The 21,761-nt window shown below is 70.3% G+C and carries 17 protein-coding genes; 7 read left to right on the forward strand and 10 right to left on the reverse strand.

All coding sequences use genetic code 11. The features are described 5' to 3' along the window. Window positions 1-423: ABC transporter permease (locus ABT116_RS24715; RefSeq protein WP_351637634.1), on the forward strand; the 423-nt coding region annotated here is incomplete at its 5' end. 341 nt (window positions 424-764) lie between these two features. Here the strand turns inward: ABT116_RS24715 and ABT116_RS24720 are convergent. From ABT116_RS24720 to ABT116_RS24730, 3 genes are all read right to left on the reverse strand, one after another. Further along, window positions 765-1,697 carry an anti-sigma factor RsbA family regulatory protein gene (locus ABT116_RS24720; protein WP_351637636.1) on the reverse strand — a complete coding sequence of 311 codons (933 nt, stop codon included), beginning with the start codon at window positions 1,695-1,697 and terminating at the stop codon, window positions 765-767. Continuing rightward, the gene (locus ABT116_RS24725) at window positions 1,697-2,053 is read right to left on the reverse strand and encodes an STAS domain-containing protein (protein ID WP_351637639.1); all 357 of its coding nucleotides are present in this window, start codon (window positions 2,051-2,053) and stop codon (window positions 1,697-1,699) included. Before ABT116_RS24725 ends, ABT116_RS24720 begins: the two co-directional genes overlap by 1 nt. A 112-nt stretch (window positions 2,054-2,165) precedes the next feature. Continuing rightward, window positions 2,166-2,570: an ATP-binding protein gene (locus ABT116_RS24730; RefSeq protein ID WP_351637643.1), complete on the reverse strand. Its 405-nt coding sequence runs from the start codon at window positions 2,568-2,570 to the stop codon at window positions 2,166-2,168. Between the two features lie 256 nt (window positions 2,571-2,826). Between ABT116_RS24730 and ABT116_RS24735 the strand changes: the two genes are divergently transcribed. From ABT116_RS24735 to ABT116_RS24750, 4 genes are all read left to right on the forward strand, one after another. Then, window positions 2,827-3,357, forward strand: coding sequence for a methanogen output domain 1-containing protein (locus ABT116_RS24735; protein ID WP_351637647.1), 531 nt, complete (start codon window positions 2,827-2,829; stop codon window positions 3,355-3,357). After that, window positions 3,354-4,934, forward strand: coding sequence for a SpoIIE family protein phosphatase (locus ABT116_RS24740; RefSeq protein ID WP_351637651.1), 1,581 nt, complete (start codon window positions 3,354-3,356; stop codon window positions 4,932-4,934). The genes ABT116_RS24735 and ABT116_RS24740 overlap by 4 nt, the downstream gene beginning before the upstream one ends. A 288-nt stretch (window positions 4,935-5,222) precedes the next feature. Beyond that, a complete protein-coding gene (locus ABT116_RS24745) occupies window positions 5,223-6,533 on the forward strand; it encodes a Gfo/Idh/MocA family protein (RefSeq protein ID WP_351637655.1) in 1,311 nt (436 codons plus the stop codon). Window positions 6,534-6,614: 81 nt separating this feature from the next. Beyond that, a complete protein-coding gene (locus ABT116_RS24750) occupies window positions 6,615-7,091 on the forward strand; it encodes a tautomerase family protein (protein ID WP_351637659.1) in 477 nt (158 codons plus the stop codon). 39 nt (window positions 7,092-7,130) lie between these two features. On the opposite strand, the gene ABT116_RS24755 is transcribed toward ABT116_RS24750, so the two are convergent. Further along, window positions 7,131-9,539 (reverse strand): SpoIIE family protein phosphatase, encoded by a 2,409-nt coding sequence (locus tag ABT116_RS24755; RefSeq protein WP_351637663.1) that lies wholly within the window; start codon window positions 9,537-9,539, stop codon window positions 7,131-7,133. 153 nt (window positions 9,540-9,692) lie between these two features. Between ABT116_RS24755 and ABT116_RS24760 the strand changes: the two genes are divergently transcribed. Both ABT116_RS24760 and ABT116_RS24765 read left to right on the forward strand, forming a co-directional pair. Beyond that, entirely contained in the window at window positions 9,693-11,156 is a 1,464-nt protein-coding gene (locus tag ABT116_RS24760; protein WP_351637685.1) for an aldehyde dehydrogenase family protein, read from the forward strand. Between the two features lie 182 nt (window positions 11,157-11,338). After that, window positions 11,339-12,955, forward strand: coding sequence for a glycoside hydrolase family 43 protein (locus tag ABT116_RS24765; RefSeq protein ID WP_351637667.1), 1,617 nt, complete (start codon window positions 11,339-11,341; stop codon window positions 12,953-12,955). Between the two features lie 101 nt (window positions 12,956-13,056). Here the strand turns inward: ABT116_RS24765 and ABT116_RS24770 are convergent, their stop codons facing one another. The 6 genes from ABT116_RS24770 to ABT116_RS24795 form a co-directional block, all read right to left on the reverse strand. Beyond that, complete coding sequence (locus tag ABT116_RS24770; protein WP_351637671.1) at window positions 13,057-14,922, reverse strand: RICIN domain-containing protein; 1,866 nt, start codon at window positions 14,920-14,922, stop codon at window positions 13,057-13,059. Next, window positions 14,919-17,087: a beta-galactosidase gene (locus tag ABT116_RS24775; RefSeq protein ID WP_351637674.1), complete on the reverse strand. Its 2,169-nt coding sequence runs from the start codon at window positions 17,085-17,087 to the stop codon at window positions 14,919-14,921. The genes ABT116_RS24770 and ABT116_RS24775 overlap by 4 nt, the downstream gene beginning before the upstream one ends. 47 nt (window positions 17,088-17,134) lie before the next feature. Then, the gene (locus ABT116_RS24780) at window positions 17,135-18,067 is read right to left on the reverse strand and encodes a carbohydrate ABC transporter permease (protein ID WP_351637687.1); all 933 of its coding nucleotides are present in this window, start codon (window positions 18,065-18,067) and stop codon (window positions 17,135-17,137) included. Between the two features lie 2 nt (window positions 18,068-18,069). After that, window positions 18,070-18,987 carry a carbohydrate ABC transporter permease gene (locus tag ABT116_RS24785; RefSeq protein ID WP_351637678.1) on the reverse strand — a complete coding sequence of 306 codons (918 nt, stop codon included), beginning with the start codon at window positions 18,985-18,987 and terminating at the stop codon, window positions 18,070-18,072. Between the two features lies 1 nt (window position 18,988). Next, window positions 18,989-20,374 (reverse strand): ABC transporter substrate-binding protein, encoded by a 1,386-nt coding sequence (locus ABT116_RS24790; protein WP_351637682.1) that lies wholly within the window; start codon window positions 20,372-20,374, stop codon window positions 18,989-18,991. Between the two features lie 295 nt (window positions 20,375-20,669). Beyond that, window positions 20,670-21,725: a LacI family DNA-binding transcriptional regulator gene (locus tag ABT116_RS24795; protein ID WP_351637689.1), complete on the reverse strand. Its 1,056-nt coding sequence runs from the start codon at window positions 21,723-21,725 to the stop codon at window positions 20,670-20,672. Window positions 21,726-21,761: the final 36 nt, after the last annotated feature.

A 21,761-nucleotide genomic window follows, 5' to 3' on the forward strand; every position in this document is an offset into this window, starting at 1 on the left:
GGCAACGTCGCCGCCATCGCTTTCGGCGCGGTCTGGCCGATACTCCTCAACACCCTCGACGGCATTCGCTCCATCGACCCGAGTATCCGCTTGGTGGCGCGCAGCTATCGCATCCGTACACCCCTGCTGGTCACGCAGGTACTCCTCCCCGGAGCGATGCCTCAGATAACGGTCGGCATCCGTACCAGTCTCGCGATCGGCGTCGTCATCATGGTCGGCAGCGAAATGTACGTCTCCACTGCAGGAATCGGCCACTTCGTGATCGTCGCGCAACAGACCTTTGCCATCGCAGACATGTGGTCCGGAATCCTCCTGCTCGGAATCATCGGGTACGTGCTCAACGTCGGCTATGGCGTGATCGAACGATGGTTGCTCAGATGGCAGCCTCGGACCCACGGCGCACTCGCAGTGAAAGGAAACTGATGTCATCCACAGAATCTGCGGCATCCACCCCCGCAGTCGAACTGAACGGCCTCGGGGTGACCTACGGCGGACCTACCGGCCGCGAAGTGCTCCGCGGGATCGATCTCTCGGTTGCACCCGGAGAAATCGTCTGCATCGTCGGACATTCCGGCTTGCTCGTCTGCGTGTCCGCTGCCGGAATGCTCATGAGCGCCATTCTGTTCCCTCCCGGGGGTCGAGCCAGCCGCTACGGTCTGCTCAAACGGCCGACGCGGCAGCGCTTACCCCCTCGTCCAGCGCTTACACCTGCGCTCTGTACGAATCGGCCCCGGTCTTCCGTGAAAGGTGGCTGGGCAAATGGGTCAGGCGGGGAGGTAGAAGCGAATGGTGGTGCCATCGGGGCCGGTGTGGACACGGACGAGGTCGGCGATCTGGTTGACGAGCAGGAGTCCACGGCCGCCGGGCTGCGTGGGATGGGGCGGGCGTCGGCCGGCCAGAGGATCGGTCAGCTGTCCGCCGTCGTAGACCTCGCAGACGATCCGGTCGCTCTCGGCCCAGATCCGCAGCTTCCCCGAGCCGGCGCCGTGGACGACGCTGTTGGTGGTCAGCTCCGCCACCGCGAGTTCCAGATCCCCCAGTTTCACGCCGGACACGCCCAGGGACTGCGCCCGGGACACGGCGAAGTCGCGGGCGTGGGGCAGTGTCTGGGCGGCGAAAGGGCAGACCGCTGCGCCGAGTGGGACGAGCAGGGGCTCGTTGTAGCGGGCGATGATCTGCTCGGGGCTGTAGGCGGTGGATTGCGTCTCGCCGTCTGCGTCGATGACGACCGGGTGGGTCGCCCGGGCGTCGCTGAGGGCCTGCTTCTCCAGCTGCCCGGCGTCGTAGGGGCACAGGATGCTTACAGCGCGCCCGGTGAAAGCGGCGTTGATCAGCGCCTCGTGCTGGACGCACGCCGGGTACTCGACGGCGGAACGACCTTGCCAGATCGGCTCGCCGATGATGCGGACCCGGCGGACGCCCGGGTGGGCGTCGGCGAACTTGCGCAGCACGCTGGGGATGATGCGGCCGGGGTTGCGGCCGGCTTGGGTCATGTCTATGAAGCGGACCTCCGCCGATCGTTCACCCAGCCCCTCGCGGATCAGCTCCAGGCGATCCGGCGGGGCGGCGACGGCTGCGGGCTCACCGGCGTCCAGCCCTTCCCGCAGGAAGGGAACGGTTCCCGCGATGTACTGGTCGCTGCCGCGGTAGAAGAGCGCCGGGTGAACGAACGGCTCGTGCGCGGTGGCTGTGCTCATCACGAAGCCACCTCGATCGCGGCAAGCCCGGGCCAGAAAAGCTCAAGAATGCGGGGCAGCTGCACGGGAGGCCGGTGAAGCACGATCCGCTGTCCTTCGGGGAGCCGCTGGGCGGTGACCGCCAGGTCCGTCACACCGGCCACATCGACGAACCTTACGCGGGACAGATCCACATGCAGCACGTCCGCGCGGCGCTCGACCAGTTGCTTCAGCGCCTGCTGCCAAACGGTCCGTGTGTTCATGCTGATCTCTCCGATCGCCCCCAGCCCGGAACTGTCAGGCAACGGATTGATCTGCAGTACCGCGCCAGGTGGTGGCGCGACGGAGGTCTCGCCCGCGTCAGGTGGGACATCCACGCTCTTCCCCCAGTTCCCCGGGCTCGGCCGCACGGCGGCCCCATGCTGATCAGCTGGCAGGATACCCGCCAGACACCGAGGACGCCCAGCCCGGCCAAGAGATGGGGCGAGCTCAGGGGTCGAGGCTGAGTTCGGCCCAGACCGTTTTGCCAGGGTGGCGTGGGGTGACGCCCCAGCGTAGGGCGAGTCGTTCGACGAGCTGCATGCCGAAGCCGCCGGGCTCCGTGTTCTTGGTGGCGCGTATCCGCGGCCGGCAGTTGCTGTGATCGCTGACCGCGATGCGCAGCAGCCGGCCGGTCCAGGTGAGTCGGATCAGGGGTGGACCATCGCCGTGCCGGATGGCGTTGGTGATCAGTTCCGAGACGAGCAGTTCGGCGGTCTGGATCACCGGGTGGCGGCGTAGCGGCCCGCCGAAACCTTCCACACAGTCGCGCACCCAGTGCCGGGCGGCCGCGATGCTCGCCGTGACCGCGGGAAAGCGCGACTCGCAGGACGGAATGGTCGGTTCGCCGTTCACGAGCTTCCTCCAGCGTGGATGGCCCTGCACCGCCGGCTGACACGGCCGGCGGCAGCCGTCTGTCGGGTTACCACAGCCTGCCTGGTGAACCATCTGTGTCTGCCGGTAGAGCGTCAGATTCTGTGGAGGTCATCCATCGAAACAGGAACAAGGTTGGTGGTGGCGGGCTGGCAGGCGCTGGCAGAATCTGATCCCGTCACAGGCAATGTGGCCCCCGGCCGCGCTGCCGTCGTGGCCTGAGAGCGAGGGAGTCGGCATGCAGCAGGTTTCGGATGTGGAGATTCCACTGGACCGTGATGTGTTCCTGCGGACTTTGGTGCGTGAGCTGGCGACGTCGTTGGAGTCGGTGATCGGCCTGGAGGAGGCATCCGGCTACGTCAGCTTGGTGGGGCAGGCCGTCGGCACGCACATCGACGAGATGTACCTCAAGGCGCTGGGAGCCGACCGGCTCACAGGTGAGCAGGTCGCCGAGGCACTCGTCGATCTCAAGCGCCGCATCAACGGTGACTTCCACGTCATCGAGCACGACGAGAAGAGGATCGTGCTGGGCAACCGGGTGTGCCCGTTCGCCGAGAAGGTGGTGGGCCGGGAGTCGATGTGCATGATGACGTCCAACGTCTTCGGCACCATCGCCGCCCGCAACCTGGGCTACGCGCGGGTAGAACTGGAGGAGACCATCGCGCGCGGCGACGCGGGCTGCCGCGTGGTGGTGCACCTGGTCCCCGACGTGGAGGTCGAGACGGCGAGTGGCCGTGAGTACTTCGGCGATCCGGCTGTGGCTCCATGACCCTTGGCCTCTTCCGGGCCATCACCAAACCGCTGCCTCACCCGGTGCTGCTGTGCGGGGCCGACGGCCGCGTGCTGGCCGCCAACCCGGCGGCCGGTCGCTGTGACGACCGGCTGCGTCCGGGCACCAGCCTGTTCGACCTACGGCCCGACGACACACCGTGGCTGCGTCAGCAGCTGGCTGTCTGGCTGCGCAGCGGCAGCCCCGTGCCCGGCGCGCTGGTCCTCAAGGACGCCGACGGCCGCACGCGGCGTTTTCGCTGTCATGGGGCGCGGGCCACCTGGTGGGACGGCCCGCAGCCGACGGCACAAGTGCATCTTGTCGAGGCCGGGGCGTCCGACCGGTTCGTCATGCTCAGCCAGCAGGTGGAGGCGTTGAACCGGGAGGTGGCCTTCCGCCGGGCCACCGAAGTGGACAGGGCACAGTTGCTGGCCGCCGAACAGGCCGCCCGTGCCCAGTTGCAGCACCTGTACGACCTGACCGCCGCCCTGGCCGGCGCGATCACCCTCGCCCAGGTTTCCCGCGTCGTCAGCGAGGTTGCGCCGGCAGCCCTGGAGGCCACCGTGGCGGATCTCTATCTGCACTCTGCCCGGCTGGTGCCGCCCCTGCAGCCAGAGGACCACCGTCTGCCGGCTGACGCGGGAGACTGGACCGACCTGGACCGGCCGTCTTCCTCGGACGGCTCGCCTCCCGGTGAAGCCCCGGATGCGGTTCCCCTCGCCCTGTCGCTGGAGGCGGACGGCGTCCAGCTGGGCATGCTGATCGTCTACGGCTCACGCAGTTCCACCGCTCCCGAGCATGTGACGGCCGTGACCCAGCAGATCGCCCAGGCCCTGCGCCGCGCCGGGCTGCACGAGCACGAGCACAGGGTTGCCGAGCGCCTCCAGCTCAGCCTGCTGCCACAACTGCCACACCTGCCCGGTCTGCAGACGGCCACCTGCTACGCACCAGGAAGTGACCTGCTCTCGGTCGGCGGCGACTGGTACGACGTCTACGACGTGGACGCCGATCACGTCGGCCTGAGCATCGGCGACGTCGCCGGCCACGGACTGCATGAAGCGTCCGTCATGGCACAGATCACCGCCGCCCTGCGCAACATCGTGCCGCGCTGCGGCACCGACCCCGCCGCTGTCCTCGACGAACTCAACGACTTCCTGGGCCGCTACCACCCGGACCGCATGGCCACCGCCTGCTACCTGGTCTTCGACCGCCGCACCCGCGCACTGACCTACGCCAGAGCCGGCCATCCGCCGCCACTTCTCATCCACTCCGACGGCACCAGCGCCTACCTCGACAACGCCACCTCACCACCGCTCGGACCCGTCCGGAACGTCTGCTACCGCCAGGCCGAGACCACCGTGACCGAGAGCGACACCCTACTGCTGTACACCGACGGGCTGATCGAGCGCCGTCGCGAAGACCTCGCCATAGGAATGCAACGGCTGACGGAGTTCGCCCGCACCACCAGCGGCCTGGACATCACCCAGCTGTGCGACCGGTTCCTCCACCACCAGCCCGATGCGGCGTTCCCAGACGACCGGGCCCTACTCGCCGTCCGCTTCCCCCCACCGGCCTGACCGGCCCGCCACCGAGGACAACAGGCCGCACCGACACCGAGGACGACGGCGGGCCAGGGCCTGCTGCCATGCACCGCGGCTCGGAGTAAGACCGTGAGGATGGCCGGACCGCCTTCCGTCCGGCGGCCACGAATGCAGGCGCGTCCTGGCGGGGGCGGCCGTCGCGGCCGCGGCGCTGTCACCCGCCGGGTCCGCCCCGGAGTCGTCCCGCTCGACGGCCTCTTTCCTTTCCGTCTCTCCTCCCCCGCCCGCCGAGTTGTCTTCCAACTGGACCGAAACGGAGACCGTATGCCTTCCGACACCGCACGCCGCCGCTGCGCCGTGGTGGGACTGGGCGCCCGCGCCCGGATGTTCACCGCGGCGCTCGCCGGTCCCTACGCGGACCGGATCGACCTGGTGGGTTTCTGCGATGTCAATCCACGCCGCATGGCGGTGCACAGCGAGTGGATCGGCGCCTCGGTACCCGCGTACCCCGCCGGGGACTTCGCTCTGATGCTGCGCCGCGAACGCGTCGACCTCGTCGTCGTCTGCACGGTGGACCGGACCCACGACCACTACATCGTCGAGGCTCTGGAGGCGGGCTGCGACGTGATCACCGAGAAGCCGATGACGACGGACGCGGACCGCGCCCGCCGCATCCTCGACGCACAGCGGCGCACCGGCCGGCAGGTGCGGGTCGCCTTCAACTACCGTTACAACCCGGTGCACGCCGCCGTCCGGGAAACTCTCGCGGCCGGGGAGATCGGCGAGGTCGGCTCCGTGCACTTCGAGTGGCTGCTCGACCTGCGGCACGGCGCCGACTACTTCCGGCGCTGGCACCGCGAGAAGGCCAACTCCGGTGGTCTGATGGTGCACAAGGCCACCCACCACTTCGACCTGGTCAACTGGTGGCTGGGCACCGAGCCCGAGACGGTGTACGCGCACGGCGGGCTGTTCTTCTACGGCGACGAGGCGGGCACACGGCGCGGCCTGGCCCGTGACTACGCGAGGGCGCACGGCTCACCGGCGGCGGCGGACGACCCGTTCGCCGTACGGATGGCCGACTCACCGCTGCTCTCCGCGCTGTACCTGGACGCGGAGGCCGAGGACGGCTACCACCGCGACCAGAACGTCTTCGGGCCCGGGGTCACGATCGAGGACGACATGGCGGTGCTGGTCCGCTACGCGACCGGCTCCACCCTGACCTACCACCTCACCGCCTATGCCCCGTGGGAGGGCTACCGGATCGCCTTCAACGGCAGCGAAGGTCGCCTCGAGCTGCTGGAGGAGTCCACCTGGACCCGGCCCCGGGTACGGATCCAGGGCGGCGGTGCCGTGCTGCACGGGGAGTCGGTGGGCGACACGGCGGGGCGCACGGAGCTGATGCTGCGCCGGTTCTGGGAACCGCCGCGCGAACTGAAGGTCCAGACCGGCGAGGGCGGCCACGGCGGCGGGGACGTACGCATGCTCGAGGATCTCTTCGGCGAACCCGTGCCCGACCCGCTGGGCCGGGCGGCGGACGCGGTCGCCGGGGCACGCTCATTGGTCACGGGCCTCGCCGCGAACCGGTCATTCGAGTCGGGCAGTCCGGTGCGCACCCGGGACCTGCTCGACGTGTGACGGGCCCTCCCCGGAGAGTATGACGACCGTTATAGAGCCGGTGTAAGGTCGGCCTATAACGACTGTCATAGGAGGTGGCCGATGACCATCATCACCGTCAACACGCCGCAGGGGCGCCTGACCCTGGAACAGCGCCGCACGCTGGCCGAGACGCTCACGGACGCGGTGCTCGTGCCTGAGGTCGGCCGGGTGGCGCCGCCCGCGCGGGCCGGGTTCCAGGTGCACTTCACGGAGCGGGAGCCGGACATGATGGCCATCGGCGGCCGGCTCGTGCCGGACGCGGAACACGCGGCCGACGTCATGGTGATCGACGTGGCGGTCATGGACGGGGACTGGCGTCGTGAGGTCCGGGCCGAGGTGATCGAGCGGATCCTGGCGGCCATGGCCGCTGCCTGCGGGCTGGCGGAGCCGTCACCGGCCTGGTGGGTCACCTTCCGGGTGATCGAGGAAGGCAGCTGGGGTTCGCGCGGTGGCGTGCTGTCCATCCTCACCCTGCTGGACAGCGGCGTTTTCTCGGCGGAGAAGGCCGAGCGGATCCGAGCGGCGATCGGCGCCTGAGCCCGGGCCACGGTGGCGCGGGGGTGACCTGTCGCCGCGTCAGGGAAGTGCCTGCTCCGCCCAGATGACCTTGCCGTTGGTCGTGTGCCGGGCGCCCCAGCCCTGGCACGTCTGGGCCACGAGGAGCAGGCCGCGGCCACCCTCGTCGTAGGTGCGGGCCCGCCGCATGTGCGGGGCGGTGGTACTGCCGTCCGACACCTCGCAGATGAGGGACCGGTCGTAGATCAGCCTGAGCTCGATGGGGGGTTCGGCGTGCCGGATGGCGTTGGTGACGAGCTCGCTGACCACCAGTTCGGTGACGAACGCGCAGGCCTCGAGGTCCCATTCGGTCAGTTGCCGGCACGCGTTCTTGCGTGCCACGGCGACCGCGGCGGTGTCGGGTGGTACGTCCCAGGCGGCCACGTGGAAGGCGTCCAGGGCGCGGGTGCGGGCCACGAGCAGGGCCACGTCGTCGGCCGGCCGTTCCGGAAGCATGGTCCGCAGCATCGCGTCGCAGGTGTCCTCGAGTGAGGCGTCGGAGGTCTGCAGTGTGCGGAGCAGGGTGTCCATGCCGTCGTCGATGTCACGGGACCCCGCCTCGACGAGACCGTCGGTGTACAGCGCGAGCACGCTGCCCTCGGGCAGTTCTCGTTCGACGGCCTCGAAGGGCAGACCGCCGAGCCCCAAGGGAAGTCCCGCTGGTACGTCGAGGAACTCCACAGCCCCGCCCGGTGTGAGCAGCGCCGGGACGGGATGCCCCGCTCGGGCCAGGGAGCACCGGCGGGAGACCGGGTCGTACACGGCGTACAGGCAGGTGGCCCCGATGTCGCCGGTGCCGTCGGCGCCCGCGTCCAGGTGACTGACCAGGTCGTCCAGGTGGGTGAGCAGCTCGTCGGGAGGAAGGTCGACGTCGGCCAGGGTTCTGACGGCGGTCCGCAGCCGCCCCATGGTGGCCGAGGCCTGGATGCCGTGGCCGACGACATCGCCGACGACCAGTGCGACGCGGGCGCCGGACAGCGGGATGACGTCGAACCAGTCCCCGCCCACCCCGGCCTGGGCGCTGGCGGGCAGGTAGCGGGAGGCGACGTCGACGGCGGACTGCTCGGGCAGTCGTTGCGGCAGGAGGCTGCTCTGCAGAGTCAGCGAGGTGGCGCGCTCGCGCGTGAACCGGCGGGCGTTGTCGATGCAGAGGCCGGCTCGGTCGGTGATCTCCTGGCCGAGCAGCAGGTCGTCCTGTTCGAAGGCTTCGGGGTTGCGGTGCCGGGAGAAGGTGGCGACCCCCAGGGTGAGGCCGCGAGCGCGCATGGGCACGGCCAGCACGGAGTGGAAACCGAACCGGCGCATCCGTTCCCCGCGCTCGGGGGTCTGGCGCAGCACGTGCTCCATGGCCTCGGGGGTGACCTGCTGGATCAGCGGCCGGCCGGCGGCCAGGCACTCGGCCGCCGTCGACCTGTCCGGATAGACGGCCACGGTCCCGTTCGGGACCACGGCCTCGGGACAGCCTTCGAGCACCGACTGGTGGGCGACACGGCGCAGCCGCACGGGGCCGTGGGGGGAGCCCGTGGGCGGGTCGTCGCCGTCGTCGATGGACGGCAGCAGGTCGACGGTGACGAAGTCGGCGAGCCGCGGTACGGCCACGTCGGCGAGTTCCTGTGCGGTGCGGACCAGGTCGAGCGTGCTGCCGATGCGCAGGCTCGCCTCGTTCAGCAGGGCCAGCCGCTGCCGGGCCTGGTGCTGCTCGGTCATGTCGTGCGCCGAGAGCAGGACCCCCTGCATCCTGCCGTCGCCGGCCCGGACCGGGGCGAGGGAGACGGTCCACACGCTCGGGCGTTCATGGCCCGCGAGCTGCAGCGAGACCTGGAGGTCCTGCCGCTCACCGGTGTCCAGCGCTCGCCGCATGGCCTGCTCGGTGAGGTCGGCCTGCGGGTCGTGCACGATCTCCGAGACGCGCAGTCCGCGCATCGCCTCCTCGGGCAGGCCGATCACCCGTTCCATGTCGGCGTTGGCCCTGACCAGCCGCAAGCCGGTGTCGTACAGCGCCGTCGTACAGGTGGACTGGGTGAAGCTCCTTCTGAGGAACGCGTCGTCGTCGGGGCTCACCCCGAGGCGGCTGACCGCCGTGAGCAGCAGCCATTCGCTGTGGCCACCGTCGTTGCGCCGGAGGTGGGCCAGGAGGTTCACGGTGAGGGGGTGTCCCTCGCGGTGCAGGAGCGCCGCCGTGCCGCTCCACCTGGGGAGGGTGAGCATGGTGCTCAGCAGACCGGGCGGGGGCTCGCCGGCGAGCAGCGTGGCGCCGGGCCGGCCGACCACCTCCGGGGCCCCGTAGCCGAGCAGCCTGCGTGCTCCTTCGCTCCAACCCGTGACGACGCCGCGCTCGTCCACGACGGCCTTCGCGGTGAGGGCCTCGTCGAGCAGGCCCTCAGGCGGTGCCCCGCTGCCCTCGCCCGGGACGGACGCAGATCTCGCCATGGAGCCTCAACCCGCCTCACCCACTAGGCACCGTTACTACCTCGTAGTGGTATGCCCCAAGAATGACAGATATCTCCTGCGCCAGGTTGAATGGCCAGGGAGGCCGGTCAGCAGCGTGTGCCTCACCACCGACCAGGGGCGGAGGTCGTGACCATGTCTGTCGACGGCGAGCGAATCTGGCCGGACGCGGCCGAGTGGACCGGGAAGATCTACAGCGAGGGCTGGCGGACCGCCGAGGGCGGCACCCGCCGGGTCGTCGAACCTGCCACCGGGGAGCCACTGGCGGAGGTGGGTCTGGCCACTCCGGCCGATGTCGAACGGGCGGGTGCCCGGGCCGCCCGGGCCGCGTCGGGGTGGGCGGCGACCACCGCGTCCGACCGCGTCGATGTTCTGATACGTGCGGATCGCGCCCTGCGTGAGCGCAGCGGAGCGATCCGTGAATGGATCGTCCGGGAGACGGGGGGTGTCCCGGCCAAGGGCGACTACGAGATCGCGGCCGGTCTCGCTCAGCTGCGGCACGCGATCGGGCTCGCGTCACAGCCCCCGGGTGAGGTCCTCGTGCCGCAGGTTCCCGGCGGGACGAGTCTGGCGTGGCGGGTGCCGCTGGGGGTCGTGGGGGTCATCACCCCGTGGAACGCGCCGCTGCTGTTCGCGATGCGGGCGCTGGCTCCGGCGCTGGCCCTGGGCAACACCGCGCTGCTCAAGCCCGATCCCCTCACCCCGGTCTCGGGCGGTGTCCTGGTCGCGCAGCTGTTCGCGGAGGCCGGGCTGCCGGAGGGCGTGCTGCACGTCCTTCCGGGCGATGCGGCGACCGGGCGCGCGATCGCCGCCGACCGTCATGTCGCGATGATCTCGTTCACCGGCTCCACCGAGGCGGGGCGGGAGGTGGCCCGGATCGCCGGCGAGGGACTCAAGCGCGTGTCCCTGGAGCTGGGCGGCAAGAACTCGATCGTCGTCCTGGAGGACGCGGACGTGGAGGCGGCCGCCGCGGCCGGGGCCATGAGTTCGTTCGGCTACCAGGGTCAGGCCTGTGTCGCGGCCGGACGTCATGTCGTCCACGCGGACGTGGTCGAGGCGTACACCGAGGCGCTGGTCCGGCAGGCGAAGGCGCTGCGGGTGGGCGACCCGCGTGACGAGGGCGTGGCGCTCGGTCCGGTCATCAGCGAACGGCAGGCGGCCCGGATCGCACGGATCGTGGACGAGAGCGTGGACGCCGGAGCGCGCGTGCTGACCGGAGGCACCCCCGAGGGGCTCTTCTACCCGCCCACCGTGCTGGACCGTGTCGACCGGTCCATGCCCGCCTTCCACGAGGAGATCTTCGGGCCGGTCGCACCCGTCGTCCCGTTCCGCCACGAGGACGAGGCCGTGGAGATCGCCAACGACACGGCGTACGGCCTGACGGCCGCCGTCCATTCCCGGTCCGTGCCCAGGGCGACCGCCCTCGCGCAGCGTTTGCGCACGGGCATGATCCACATCAATGACGTGTCCGCCAAGGATGCCGCGGACGCGCCCTTCGGCGGCATGGGGATCTCGGGCAACACCTCCCGCATCGGCGGCACCGCCAGCCTGGAAGCGTTCACGCAGTGGCGCTGGATGACGGCACCCGGGCCGTCGTGACCCCAACCGGGGCGGAGCGAAACATTTCGTTCTCGACCCCGAATGCTGCGAGAAGTATTGACGGCCCGTCAGGTGCTGCTCATATCATCCAGGACGTTCGACAGGACAGCTGGCGTTCGACATACAGAACAACCATCCCTCCCGCCCTTCATGGCAGCCCCCACTCCCGAGGCGGATTTCGAATGACATGGACAGGTCATACCTTCAGTCGCCGTGCGGCCCTGGCCACGACCAGCGGCCTGGCCGTCGGCGCCCTGCTGCCCCCCGGCACGGCGGGAGCCGTCGCGGCCGGACCGGCCGCGGCCTACACGAATCCCGTGATCTGGCAGGACTTCGCGGACATCGACATCATCCGCGTCGAGAACACCTACTACTGCTCCGCCTCGACGATGCACTACTCGCCGGGCGCCCCGGTCCTGCGCTCGTACGACCTGGTGAACTGGGAGATCGCCGGCCACGCGGTGCCCGTCCTCGACTTCGGTGCCAAGTACGACCTGAGCGGCGGACGCGGCTACGTCAGGGGAATCTGGGCCTCGTCCCTGGCGTACCGTCCCGCGGACCGGACGTTCTACTGGCTCGGCCAGATCGATTTCGCCCGGACCTACCTGTACACGGCCGGATCCGTCGAGGGGCCCTGGAGCAGGCACGCGACGCTCCCTCAGGTGTATTACGACGCGGGCCTGCTGGTGGACGACGACAACACCCTGTACGTGGCGTACGGCAACGGCACGATCAGCGTGGCCCAGCTGTCCGCGGACGGCCGCAGCCAGGTGCGGAGCCAACAGGTGTTCAGCACCCCGTCGAGCATCGGCACTCTGGAGGGCTCCCGCTTCTACAAGATCAACGGGAACTACTACATCTTCCTGACCCGCCCTGCCAACGGCCAGTACATCCTGCGGTCCACCAGCGGCCCCTTCGGCCCCTACTCCCTGCGGCAGGTCCTGCTCGACCTGCCCGGACCGATCTCCGGCGGAGGCGTTCCGCACCAGGGCGGACTGGTGCGGACCCAGAGCGGCGCCTGGTACTACATGGCTTTCGTCGACGCCTACCCCGGCGGCCGTATGCCCGCCCTGGCGCCCGTCACCTGGACCTCGGACGGCTGGCCGGTCGTCCAGCTCGTGAACGGCGCGTGGGGCAGGTCGTACCCCGGCCCGGTGGTACCGCCGCCACCCCGCCAGGTCACTCCCCTGACCGGTGCCGACACCTTCGACGGAACGGTCCTCAAGCCCAGGTGGGAGTGGAACCACAACCCGGACAACGGCAAGTGGTCGGTGAACAACGGCCTGACCCTGCGCACCGCCACGGTCACCGACGACCTGTACTGGGCCCGCAACACCCTCACCCACCGCATCCAGGGACCCACGTCCACGGCGACGGTCCAGCTCGACCACTCCGCGATGCGGGACGGCGACCGGGCCGGGCTCGCGCTGCTGCGCAACTCCTCCGCCTGGATCGGACTGAAGCGTGACGGCGGTGCGACGCGGGTGGTCATGGTCGACGGACTGACCATGGACGGCAACTGGAACACCACCGGCACCGGGACCGAGCGGGCGAGGGCGAGCGTGCCGGGCGGTCGTCTCTGGCTGCGGGCGAACGCCGACATCCGCCCCGGAGCGTCCCGGCCCGGCACCTTCTCCTACAGCACCGACGGCGTCACCTTCACCCGCCTGGGCCCGGCCTTCGCCATGGGCAACGACTGGCGGTTCTTCATGGGCTATCGATTCGCCCTCTTCAACCACGCCACGCAGGCGCTGGGCGGCTCGGTCCGCGTGACGCGGTTCGAACTGTCCACCCCCTGAACGGCCCGGGTCTCCCCCTGCCGCTCATGGCGGAGACGCGGCGCCTCCGGCAGGACGGAGGTGCCGCGTCCGCGCGCTTCAGCGCACCACGGGGGCAGACATCACGAGCCGCCTCGCCGGGTGTCCCGGACGAGCCGCCAAGCCTGCGAACCGTCGTCGGCCGCGCTCTGGAGGGTCAGCGGCCCTCCCGCGGTCGCGCCGGTGAGATACAGACCGGTGTTCTTGACCGACTGGAGCTTGTAGGAACCGTCGGCGTTCTTGACGAGGTTCCAGCTGCCCGTGGAGCTGTCGTCGACCCACTGGCCGATCCGCTGGCCGGCCGTGGCGCTGCCCGTCCAGATGGCCGCCGCGCGTCCGCCAGACTTGTTGAGCAGCGTCGTACCGCCCTTCGGCTCGGTCACCACGTGCCAGTACTGGGTGTCCGGGTTCGCCGCGGCGCCGGCGTCCTCCAGGACCACGTCGGGGACGTTCCCGTTGCCGATGTTCGCGTCGTTGGTCCTGTTGCCGGTGCCGATCACCTGGCCCGTCTTGCGGTTCACCAGCCGGTAGTAGGCGCCGTCCGAGTCGCCGAGGTCGACCTCGGCGTAGGCGATCTGGGACGTGCCCTGGTTGTTGAGGATCGCGACACGGCCGGTGCCGTCGACGTACTGGAGGTTGCGGCTGTAACCGGGCTGCGAGGTCGTCTGGTACTCCGTCCACACGCCGTCGCTGCGTCCGCTGTCGTTGACCCAGACGCTGCCGCTGTTCGCCGCGTTGTAGACCAGGCGCCCGTCGGGCAGCCGGATGAGGACCGGGCTGCCGCCGCCGGAGAGCGGACGGGAACCGGCGGTGACGGGCAGTGAGCCGACGGACATGCCGGTCCGGGAGCCGCGGAAGAACTTCAGCGGGTCGTCGGCGATCACGTACCTGGTGTTGGCCCCGCCGCCCCAGTACTCGAACGTCAGCATCCACTTGCCGTCGGTCGTGCGGACGACGTTGGTCATGCCCGGCCGGCCGCCGCCGATCTCCGTCTTGCCGCCTCCCATGTCCTGGACTGATCCGGCGAGGTCGACGACGGCGTCGCTCCACTTCGTGGCGCTGCCGTCCCACGTGCGGTGCGCGAGGATCTGGCCGTGCGAGTCGGTGGCGGTACCGTTCGCGGGGTCGGGCTTCGGAGCGCCGGTCTTCGGGTCGAAGCCGAGGTAGTCGTTCTCGTCGGAGTAGTAGCAGACCAGCTTGCCCTTGTAGACCATCAGGTACGGCTCCCAGAGGGGATCGACCTGCTTGGTCTTGTTCGCGTCGGCGATGTTCCGGCCGATGGCACCCGCGCTGCCGCCCTGCCAGCCGCCCGTCGCGACGAGGTTGAGGACCTTCCAGGTCCTGCCCTCGTCGGTGCTGGAGTAGAGGGCGATCGCCAGGTCACCGCGGTCGCCGTCGTTGCTCGGCGTCCAGCCGGGGTCGGCCGCCTTGTGCTCCGTGTAGTAGGCGTCGTCGCCGGACACGACGCTCGCCAGGAGCAGGGTGCCCGCCTTGAGCTTTCCGACGTTCTGCGGAAGCACGTAGAGGTACGGGTTCGTCCAGTTGCTCGTGTACTTGGCGTACTCGGGGTCCTTCGAGAGGTACGCGGGTGCCTTGACCTCGGACAGCGGCTGCCAGCTCGTACCGTGGTCGTCGCTCTTGTAGACGGGCAGGGTCTGGCCGTCGGCGCTTCCCGACCCGGCCACGACGGTGGACTTCTCGAACGAGGCGACCAGGCGCCCGCCGGGCAGCTGTGCCGTCTTCGGGTACACCGCGCAGTTGCCCCGGCCCTTCAGGCACGGCTCGCTGCCGAGCTGGTAGAGGATCCCGCCCGTCGGGTTGTACGCCTGCGCGCTTGCGGCGGGTATCGCCAGCAGCGCGGAAGCCGCGGCGAAGGTCCCCAGGGCTCTGACCGTCCTGGTTGCTCTGGTGGCCCCTTTCGGGGGCGACGATGGTGCGGCTCGGTTCATCGGTGGTGTGCCTCCTTCTCATCGGTTCCTCCGACGAAGACGCGCACGTCCCACGCGCCGAGTCGGACGGACGTGCCGGCCTGGAGCGCCCCGCCGTCCAGGACGTCGGTCAACTGCACCGGTGCTTCGACCCGGGCGGGCTCGAAGCTCCAGTTGTGGACGACGTGGACGCGGTGGCCGTCGGCAGCCGTGCCGGTGGTGACGGTGACGGACGCGGGGAGGTCGTGCCAGCCGCTGCGGGGCTCCGGCGCCAGCCAGCCGGCGAGGGCCCGGGCGAGGACGCGGCCGGGGACCGTGCCGACGTGGGTGACGCGGCCGGCTCCGTGGCGGCGGGTGGTGAGCGCCGGCCAGCGTCCGAAGTGCGGGTGGTCGTACTCACCGAGGACGTCGGCGTCGGTGACGGTCAGCCCGTCGACCCAGTGGGTCGCCGTCGCCTCCTCCGGCACCTCCAGGGGGCTGCCGGCCACCGCCCGCACCGGGACGGCACGCGTGAGGTTGCTGAACTCGTCGTACGACACCCCAGCGGCCTCGGTGAGACGTCCGGGTGCCGCCTCGTGCCGGGCCCGGGCCTCGTGGTCGGCGTAGCCCGTGCGGGGGCCGAGGACGAGATGGCCGCCCGCGTGGGCATAGGCGGCGAGCCAGTCGAGCAGCTCGTCGTGGGCGATGTAGAGCGCCGGGACGACCAGGACCGGGTGGCGGTGCACGGCCTCCTCGGGGGTAAGGCCCGCGTTCTCGCCCCGCGGGTCGTGCAGTTGCCGGGCGTGGACGATGCGGACCTGGCGGTCGGCCTCGAAGGCGCCGCGGTAGAAGGGGTCGAGGATGCGGTGATAGGCGGCCGGGTCCGGTTCGCCGGCGGCGTTCGCCAGCGGCGGGTACTTCTGCATCAGCCACTTGCTGGGGGTGGAGTAGACGACCGTGATGTCGGCGTCCGGTTCGAGGTCGGCGACGAGCGAGCCCGCCCGGTCGAACTCGGCGCCCAGCCGGGCGATTTCGGCGTACGTCCGGCCGGGCCGCCCGGTGTGCGGCAGGACTCCGCCCCAGTACGTCTCGGCGCCGAAGCGCAGCGTCTGCCACTGCCAGTACTCGATCATCCGCGCACCGCGCGCCACGTGCGCCCAGGCGGCCTGGCGCCACTGCCCGTCGTAGCCGGGCCGGTTGTCCCAGCAGAAGCCGATGGAGTTCGCGTTGGTCTCGGTGACCAGGAAGGGCTCTTGTCGGGAGGAGAACATCCAGTCCGCGGTCTGGTACATCGACCAGACGCCGGTGGTCTTCCAGATTTGCTCGTGCTCGTCGGGCGTGGGGTCGGGCAGCAGCAGGCCGTCCTGCATGTCGTAGTACGGGTTGCCGGAGGCGATGTCGAGCCCTGCGGACAGCTCGTCGTCCGCGATGCCCTGCCGGGTGTAGGAGATGCAGGTGGTGACGAACTGGCCGGGGAGGGCGTACTCACGGACGATGTCCGCCTGCCAGCCGATGAACTCGGTGACCTGGCGGGCCTGGAACTCCCGCCATGCGACGTCGTACTGGGGCTGTTCGTTGCCGTCCGGGGTCCACAGGTCGGCCCAGGTGGACAGGCGGTGGGACCAGTACACCAGGCCCCACTCCCGGTTGAGGGTCTCGACGTCCCCATACGTCTCCCGCAGATGGTCCGTGAAGCGCTGGAAGACGCCGTGGTTGTGGAAGAGGTGCAGGCCCGGCTCGTTGTCCACCTGCCAGCCGATGACCGCCGGATGGTCCGCGTACCGGGCGACGATCTTGCGGATGACCCGCTCGGCGAAGAAGCGGAAGGCCGGGTGGGTGAAGTCGGCCTCCTGGCGAGCGCCCCAGCCGATGCGCTCACCGGTGCGCCGCTCCCCCGTGATCTCGGGGTACTGGCGGGCCAGCCACGGCGGTACCGCGTACGTCGGTGTGCCGAGGATGACGGAGATGCCGCGTTCATGGGCGCCGTCGAGAACCGGCTGCAGCCAGTCGAGGTCGAAGCGGCCGTTCTCGGGCTCCCACGTCGACCAGACCGACTCCCCCACCCGGATCACGGTGAAGTGCGCCTCTGCCATCAGGTCGAGATCGGTCTTCAGCCGTTCGTCGGGCCGCAGGTCGGCGTCGTAGGAGGGCGTGTACTCGTGGTAGTACGCGGCACCGAACAGAACGCGGGCGGGCAGATCCGCCATGGGAGGAACCTCCGTGAGCAAGAAGGGGGGTGAGGGCTGCGCGCGCCCTACTGCTTGACGCTGCCGGCGGCCAGGCCGCTCTGCCAGTAGCGCTGCAGCAGCAGGAAGGCCGCGACGAGCGGCACGATCGAGATCAGGGAGCCGGTCACGACGAGGGGGAGCATGTCGCTGCTGGCGCCCGCTCCACCGTTCTGTGCCTGCTCCGCCCAGGAGGACAGCCCGACCGTGATGGGGTACAGGTTCGGGTTGTTGAGCATGATCAGCGGCAGGAAGTAGTTGTTCCAGGTCGCCACGAGCGTGAAGAGCAGGACGGTCACCAGGCCGGGGGCCAGCAGGCGCAGCGCGATCCCGAAGAAGATCCGCGCCTCGCCGGCCCCGTCGATGCGGGCCGCTTCCAGGAGGCTGTCCGGGACGGCGTCGGCGGCGTAGACGCGCATCAGGTACAGGCCGAACGGGTTGACGAGGGAGGGGAGGATGACGGCCCACGGGGTGTTGACCAGGCCGACGTTGGCGAACAGCAGATAGGTCGGGATCGCCAGGGCGGTGGCCGGGACCATGATGGCGCCGAGGACCAGGTTGAAGGCCAGGCGGTCCCCGCGGAAGCGGAACCTGGCGAACCCGTATCCGGCGGCGGCCGCGAGCAGGGCCGCGCCGACCGCGCTGACCCCCGCGTACACGGCGGTGTTGAGCAGCCAGTGCACGAAGACGCCGTCGTCCTGGGCGAAGGTGGCCCGGATGTTGGTCAGCAGTTGTGGGGCGTGCGAGAACCACAGGCCGAAGCTGTTGAACAGGTCCTGGGTGTTCTTGGTGGAGGCGATGAGCAGCCACAGCAGCGGCAGCAGGAAGTAGGCGAGCGCCGCCAGCATGGCGATCGTCAGCGGGGTGCTGCGGCGGGATCGGGACCTGCGACGCGGTTGCGGCGCCGGGGCGTGCTTCCGCTCGGTTCTGCGAGCGGCGGTGGTGCCCGCGGGAGTGGTCATGGTCACGGGGTCCTCCTGCGGTTCGCCGTGAGCAGGACGCCGTAGGAGGCGATGACGATGACCAGGCCGAGGAGGAAGGAGACCGTGGCCGCGTAGTTGACCTGCTGTCCGGTGAAGGCGAGGGAGTAGGCGTAGAGGTTGGCGGTGTAGGAGCTGCTGATGACGTCGGGGGCGATCTTCATCAGCAGGTTCGGCTCGTTGAAGAGCTGGAAGCTGCCGATCACGGAGAACAGCAGGGTCAGCAGCAGAGCGGGTTTCAGGGCGGGGAGTTTGATGGACCTCGCGATGCGCCAGGGGCCGGCGCCGTCCATCGCGGCGGCCTCGTACAGCTCGTGCGGGACGGTCCGCAGGGCCGCGTACAGGATGATCATGTTGTAGCCGACGAACTCCCAGGTGACGACGTTGGCGAGGCTGCCGAGCATCCACCCGTCGCTGAGGAAGTCCGGTGCCGGGACGCCGAGTTCGCGGCTCAGCTGGGCGAACGGGCCGAAGTCCGGCCCGTACAGATAGCCCCACATGAGGGCCGCGACGACGCTCGGGACGGCGTACGGCACGAAGATGCCCAGCCGGATCACGCGCGCCAGCCGCAGCAGTCCGCTGTCCAGCGCGAGGGCGAACACCAGCGCCAGCGCCAGCATCAGCGGGACCTGGATGAGGAAGAACAGCGCCACGCGGCCGACACCGCGCAGGAGCAGGGGGTCGGTCAGGGCGGCGACGTAATTGTCCAGACCGACGAACACCGTTCCGCCCACGAGGCGTTCCTGGAAGAGGCTCAGGTAGGCGGCGTAGCCGAGCGGGGCGAGGAAGAGCAGCAGGAAGAGGATCAGGAACGGGGCGACGAACAGGGGGCCGGCGACGCTGCGGCGACGCGGACCGGCTTCCTTCGGCCTGGAGGCGGGTGGTGCGGTGGCGGCGGTCATGTCACGTTCCCTCGACGGTGAAGCCCTGCTTCTTGGCGTAGGTGGTCAGGCGCGTCTGCCAGGCGCCGAGCGCGGCGACCGTGTCGGTCTTGCCGGCGAGGGACTTGCCGACCGTCTCGATCCAGTCGGTCGCCGCCTGGTCGAGGAAGGGCGGCCACTGGAAGGCGGGGTCGACCGTGTCGCCGATGGAGGCGAACAGCTCGTTGACCTTCTGACCGCCGTAGAAGGAGGCGGCGTCACCGGTGAAGGAGGGGTCGGTGAGCAGGGCCTTGGTGGCCGGGAAGAAGGACTGCTCGGTGGCGAAGAGCTTCGCGCTGGCGGGGTCGCTGTTGAGGAACTGGGCGAACTGCGCGGCGGCGATGGCGTTCTTGGTCGATCGCAGGACGGCCGTGGTCGAGCCGCCCCAGTTGCCGGAGGCCGGCTTGGACGCGTCCCACTGGGGCAGCGGGGCCGCACGCCACTTGCCGGCGGTGGACTTGGCCGAGCCGGACAGGAAGGCCGGCCCCCAGGCCGCGGTGAGCCAGGTGGCGTACTTGCCCTTGTTGAAACCCGCGTACCAGCCGTCGGTGAAGTCGGGGTCGGTGCTGATGACGCCTTCCTTGGCGAGCCCGCCCCAGTACGTGGCGAGCTTCTTGGAGACCGCGTCGTCGACGCTGATGGAGAGGTCGCTCTTGCCGGAGACGCCGTACGGGCTCCCACCCGCCTGCCACAACAGGCCGTGCCAGGCGGCGGGTTCGTTGGCCGCGAGGTTGGTCAGGTAGACGTCGGGGTCGGCCTTGTGCAGCTTGCGGGCCGCGGCGGCGAAGTCGTCCCAGGTCTTGGGGACCTGGATGCCGTGCCGGTCGAAGATGTCCTTGCGGTACAGCATTCCCATCGGGCCGGTGTCCTGGGGTATCGCCCAGACCTCCCCCTTCGGTCCGCTCACCTGCCCCCAGGTCCAGTCGACGAACTTGCCCTTGAGGGCCGAGGCGCCGTGCGGGCCCAGGTCCAGCAGGCTGTCGGTGATCGTGAACGTCGGGATCGCCTGGTACTCGATCTGTGCCAGGTCCGGGGCTCCGCTGCCGGCCTTGAGCGCGGTGCGCAGCTTGGTGTAGTGCGTGACTCCCTGGCCGGCGTTTACCACCTTGACCTTGATGGCGGGGTACTTGTCCTCGAAGAGGGCGATCTCCTTCTGGATGTTCGGGACCCAGCTCCAGAACGTCAGCTGGGTCGGCGTCCGCATCGCCTTGTCGATGTCGGACTGGCTGACGGGCTTGGCCGCGGCGGACGAGCCGCCCGAGTCACCGCCGCCGCAGGCGGACAGGGCCGCGCCGAGAGTCACCGCGCCGGTGGCGGTCAGGAAGAACCGGCGGCTCAGTGCGGACGAAGAAATGGAGGTTCTGGACATGCTGGACTCCCGCCGAGGCGAAGGAAGAGGGAAGGCAGAGGCCGGCAGCGGCATGCCCCGGGGAAAGCGAGGTGTACGAAGGGTGTGGACCGGTGACCGCGGGTGTCGGGTTGGCCGAGCCGGGAAACGGGTCCTGCGAGGTGGGGTGGCCCCTGGTGGGCCGGTCGGGCGACCGCCGGTGGTGGGGCTGGTACGGGTGGAGGGTGCGGGACCAGGACGGTGCCGACGGATGTCCGGTCACCTCGCGGTGCCTCGCGCCCCCCACGTGTGACGGAAACGGGACGTGGGGTCCGGGTCAGGCGGCCGGAGGGACGTGAGCCTCGCCGGCCGGGGACTGCACGGTATGTCGCACCGGACCCGTGCCCGCCCGTGCCGGTGGCGGCGCGGTGGAGGAGCGGACGACGAGCTCGACGGGTTGCCCCTGTGCCGTCGGCAGCTCGGCCCCCGGGTTCTCGATGGCGTGGACGAGCAGCCGCAGCCCCTCGTGGGCCACCGCGTCGAACGGCTGGCGCACCGTCGTCAGCGGCGGACGGACGTAGGCGGCCAGCGGGATGTCGTCGAAGCCGACCACGCTGACGTCCCGGGGCACCCGCAACCCGGCCTCGGTGAGGGCGCTGATCAGGCCGACGGCCATGTCGTCATTGGCGGCGAACACCGCGGTGAGGTCGTTCCTGGCGGCCAGTTCACGTCCTGCCGCGTACCCGGACGCGGCGGACCAGTCGCCCTCGGCGACCGGGGGCTGCTCGCGACCACGCGCCGCGAGCGCCTGCCGCCAGCCCGCCAGCCGGTCCCGGGCGGCGAACCACCGCTCGGGTCCCGCGAGGTGATGGACCGTCGGGTGTCCCAGGTCCAGCAAGTGCTCGGTGGCGGCCCTGGCCAGCGCCTCGGAGTCGACCCCAGCGGCGATGGTCCGCTCCCCCGTACGAGTACCGGCCGGCGCTCCGAGGACGAGTACCGGAACCTCCGACGTGAGCGGATCGGCGTCCTCGTCGATGGGCTCCGACACGACGATGCCGTCCACGCCCCGCTCCAGGAGTGACTGCACGGCGCCGCCGACGCCGCCCTGGTCACCTTCGAGGGTGTTGACCACGCTCAACGCGTATCCGGCATCCCGCGCCGCCCGCTCGACACCGAGGAGCAGCGAGGCGGGACCGTACAGGGCGGTTCCCAACGCCACCACGCCGATGGTGCGGGACCGCCCCGAGGCGAGGGCCCGTGCCGCGTTGTTCAGCCGGTAGCCGAGACGGTCGGCCGCCTCCAGTACCCGGCGGCGCACGTCCACCGAGACGTATCGCTCGCCGTTCAGGACCCGGGACACCGTCTTCTGGGAAACACCCGCGGCTCTGGCCACGTCGACGCCTCGCGGCGCGGCGGGACCGCCGTCCCG

The organism is Streptomyces sp. NPDC002130 (assembly GCF_040296465.1).
Lineage (GTDB): Bacteria > Actinomycetota > Actinomycetes > Streptomycetales > Streptomycetaceae > Streptomyces.

Excerpts from the sequence above, each read along its gene's own strand:
- ABT116_RS24720 (WP_351637636.1), bottom strand. The coding sequence starts at position 1,697 with ATGAGCACAGCCACCGCGCACGAGCCGTTCGTTCACCCGGCGCTCTTC.
- ABT116_RS24735 (WP_351637647.1), top strand. The coding sequence starts at position 2,827 with ATGCAGCAGGTTTCGGATGTGGAGATTCCACTGGACCGTGATGTGTTC.
- ABT116_RS24740 (WP_351637651.1), top strand. The coding sequence starts at position 3,354 with ATGACCCTTGGCCTCTTCCGGGCCATCACCAAACCGCTGCCTCACCCG.
- ABT116_RS24745 (WP_351637655.1), top strand. The coding sequence starts at position 5,223 with ATGCCTTCCGACACCGCACGCCGCCGCTGCGCCGTGGTGGGACTGGGC.
- ABT116_RS24750 (WP_351637659.1), top strand. The coding sequence starts at position 6,615 with ATGACCATCATCACCGTCAACACGCCGCAGGGGCGCCTGACCCTGGAA.
- ABT116_RS24755 (WP_351637663.1), bottom strand. The coding sequence starts at position 9,539 with ATGGCGAGATCTGCGTCCGTCCCGGGCGAGGGCAGCGGGGCACCGCCT.
- ABT116_RS24760 (WP_351637685.1), top strand. The coding sequence starts at position 9,693 with ATGTCTGTCGACGGCGAGCGAATCTGGCCGGACGCGGCCGAGTGGACC.
- ABT116_RS24765 (WP_351637667.1), top strand. The coding sequence starts at position 11,339 with ATGACATGGACAGGTCATACCTTCAGTCGCCGTGCGGCCCTGGCCACG.
- ABT116_RS24770 (WP_351637671.1), bottom strand. The coding sequence starts at position 14,922 with ATGAACCGAGCCGCACCATCGTCGCCCCCGAAAGGGGCCACCAGAGCA.
- ABT116_RS24775 (WP_351637674.1), bottom strand. The coding sequence starts at position 17,087 with ATGGCGGATCTGCCCGCCCGCGTTCTGTTCGGTGCCGCGTACTACCAC.
- ABT116_RS24780 (WP_351637687.1), bottom strand. The coding sequence starts at position 18,067 with ATGACCACTCCCGCGGGCACCACCGCCGCTCGCAGAACCGAGCGGAAG.
- ABT116_RS24785 (WP_351637678.1), bottom strand. The coding sequence starts at position 18,987 with ATGACCGCCGCCACCGCACCACCCGCCTCCAGGCCGAAGGAAGCCGGT.
- ABT116_RS24790 (WP_351637682.1), bottom strand. The coding sequence starts at position 20,374 with ATGTCCAGAACCTCCATTTCTTCGTCCGCACTGAGCCGCCGGTTCTTC.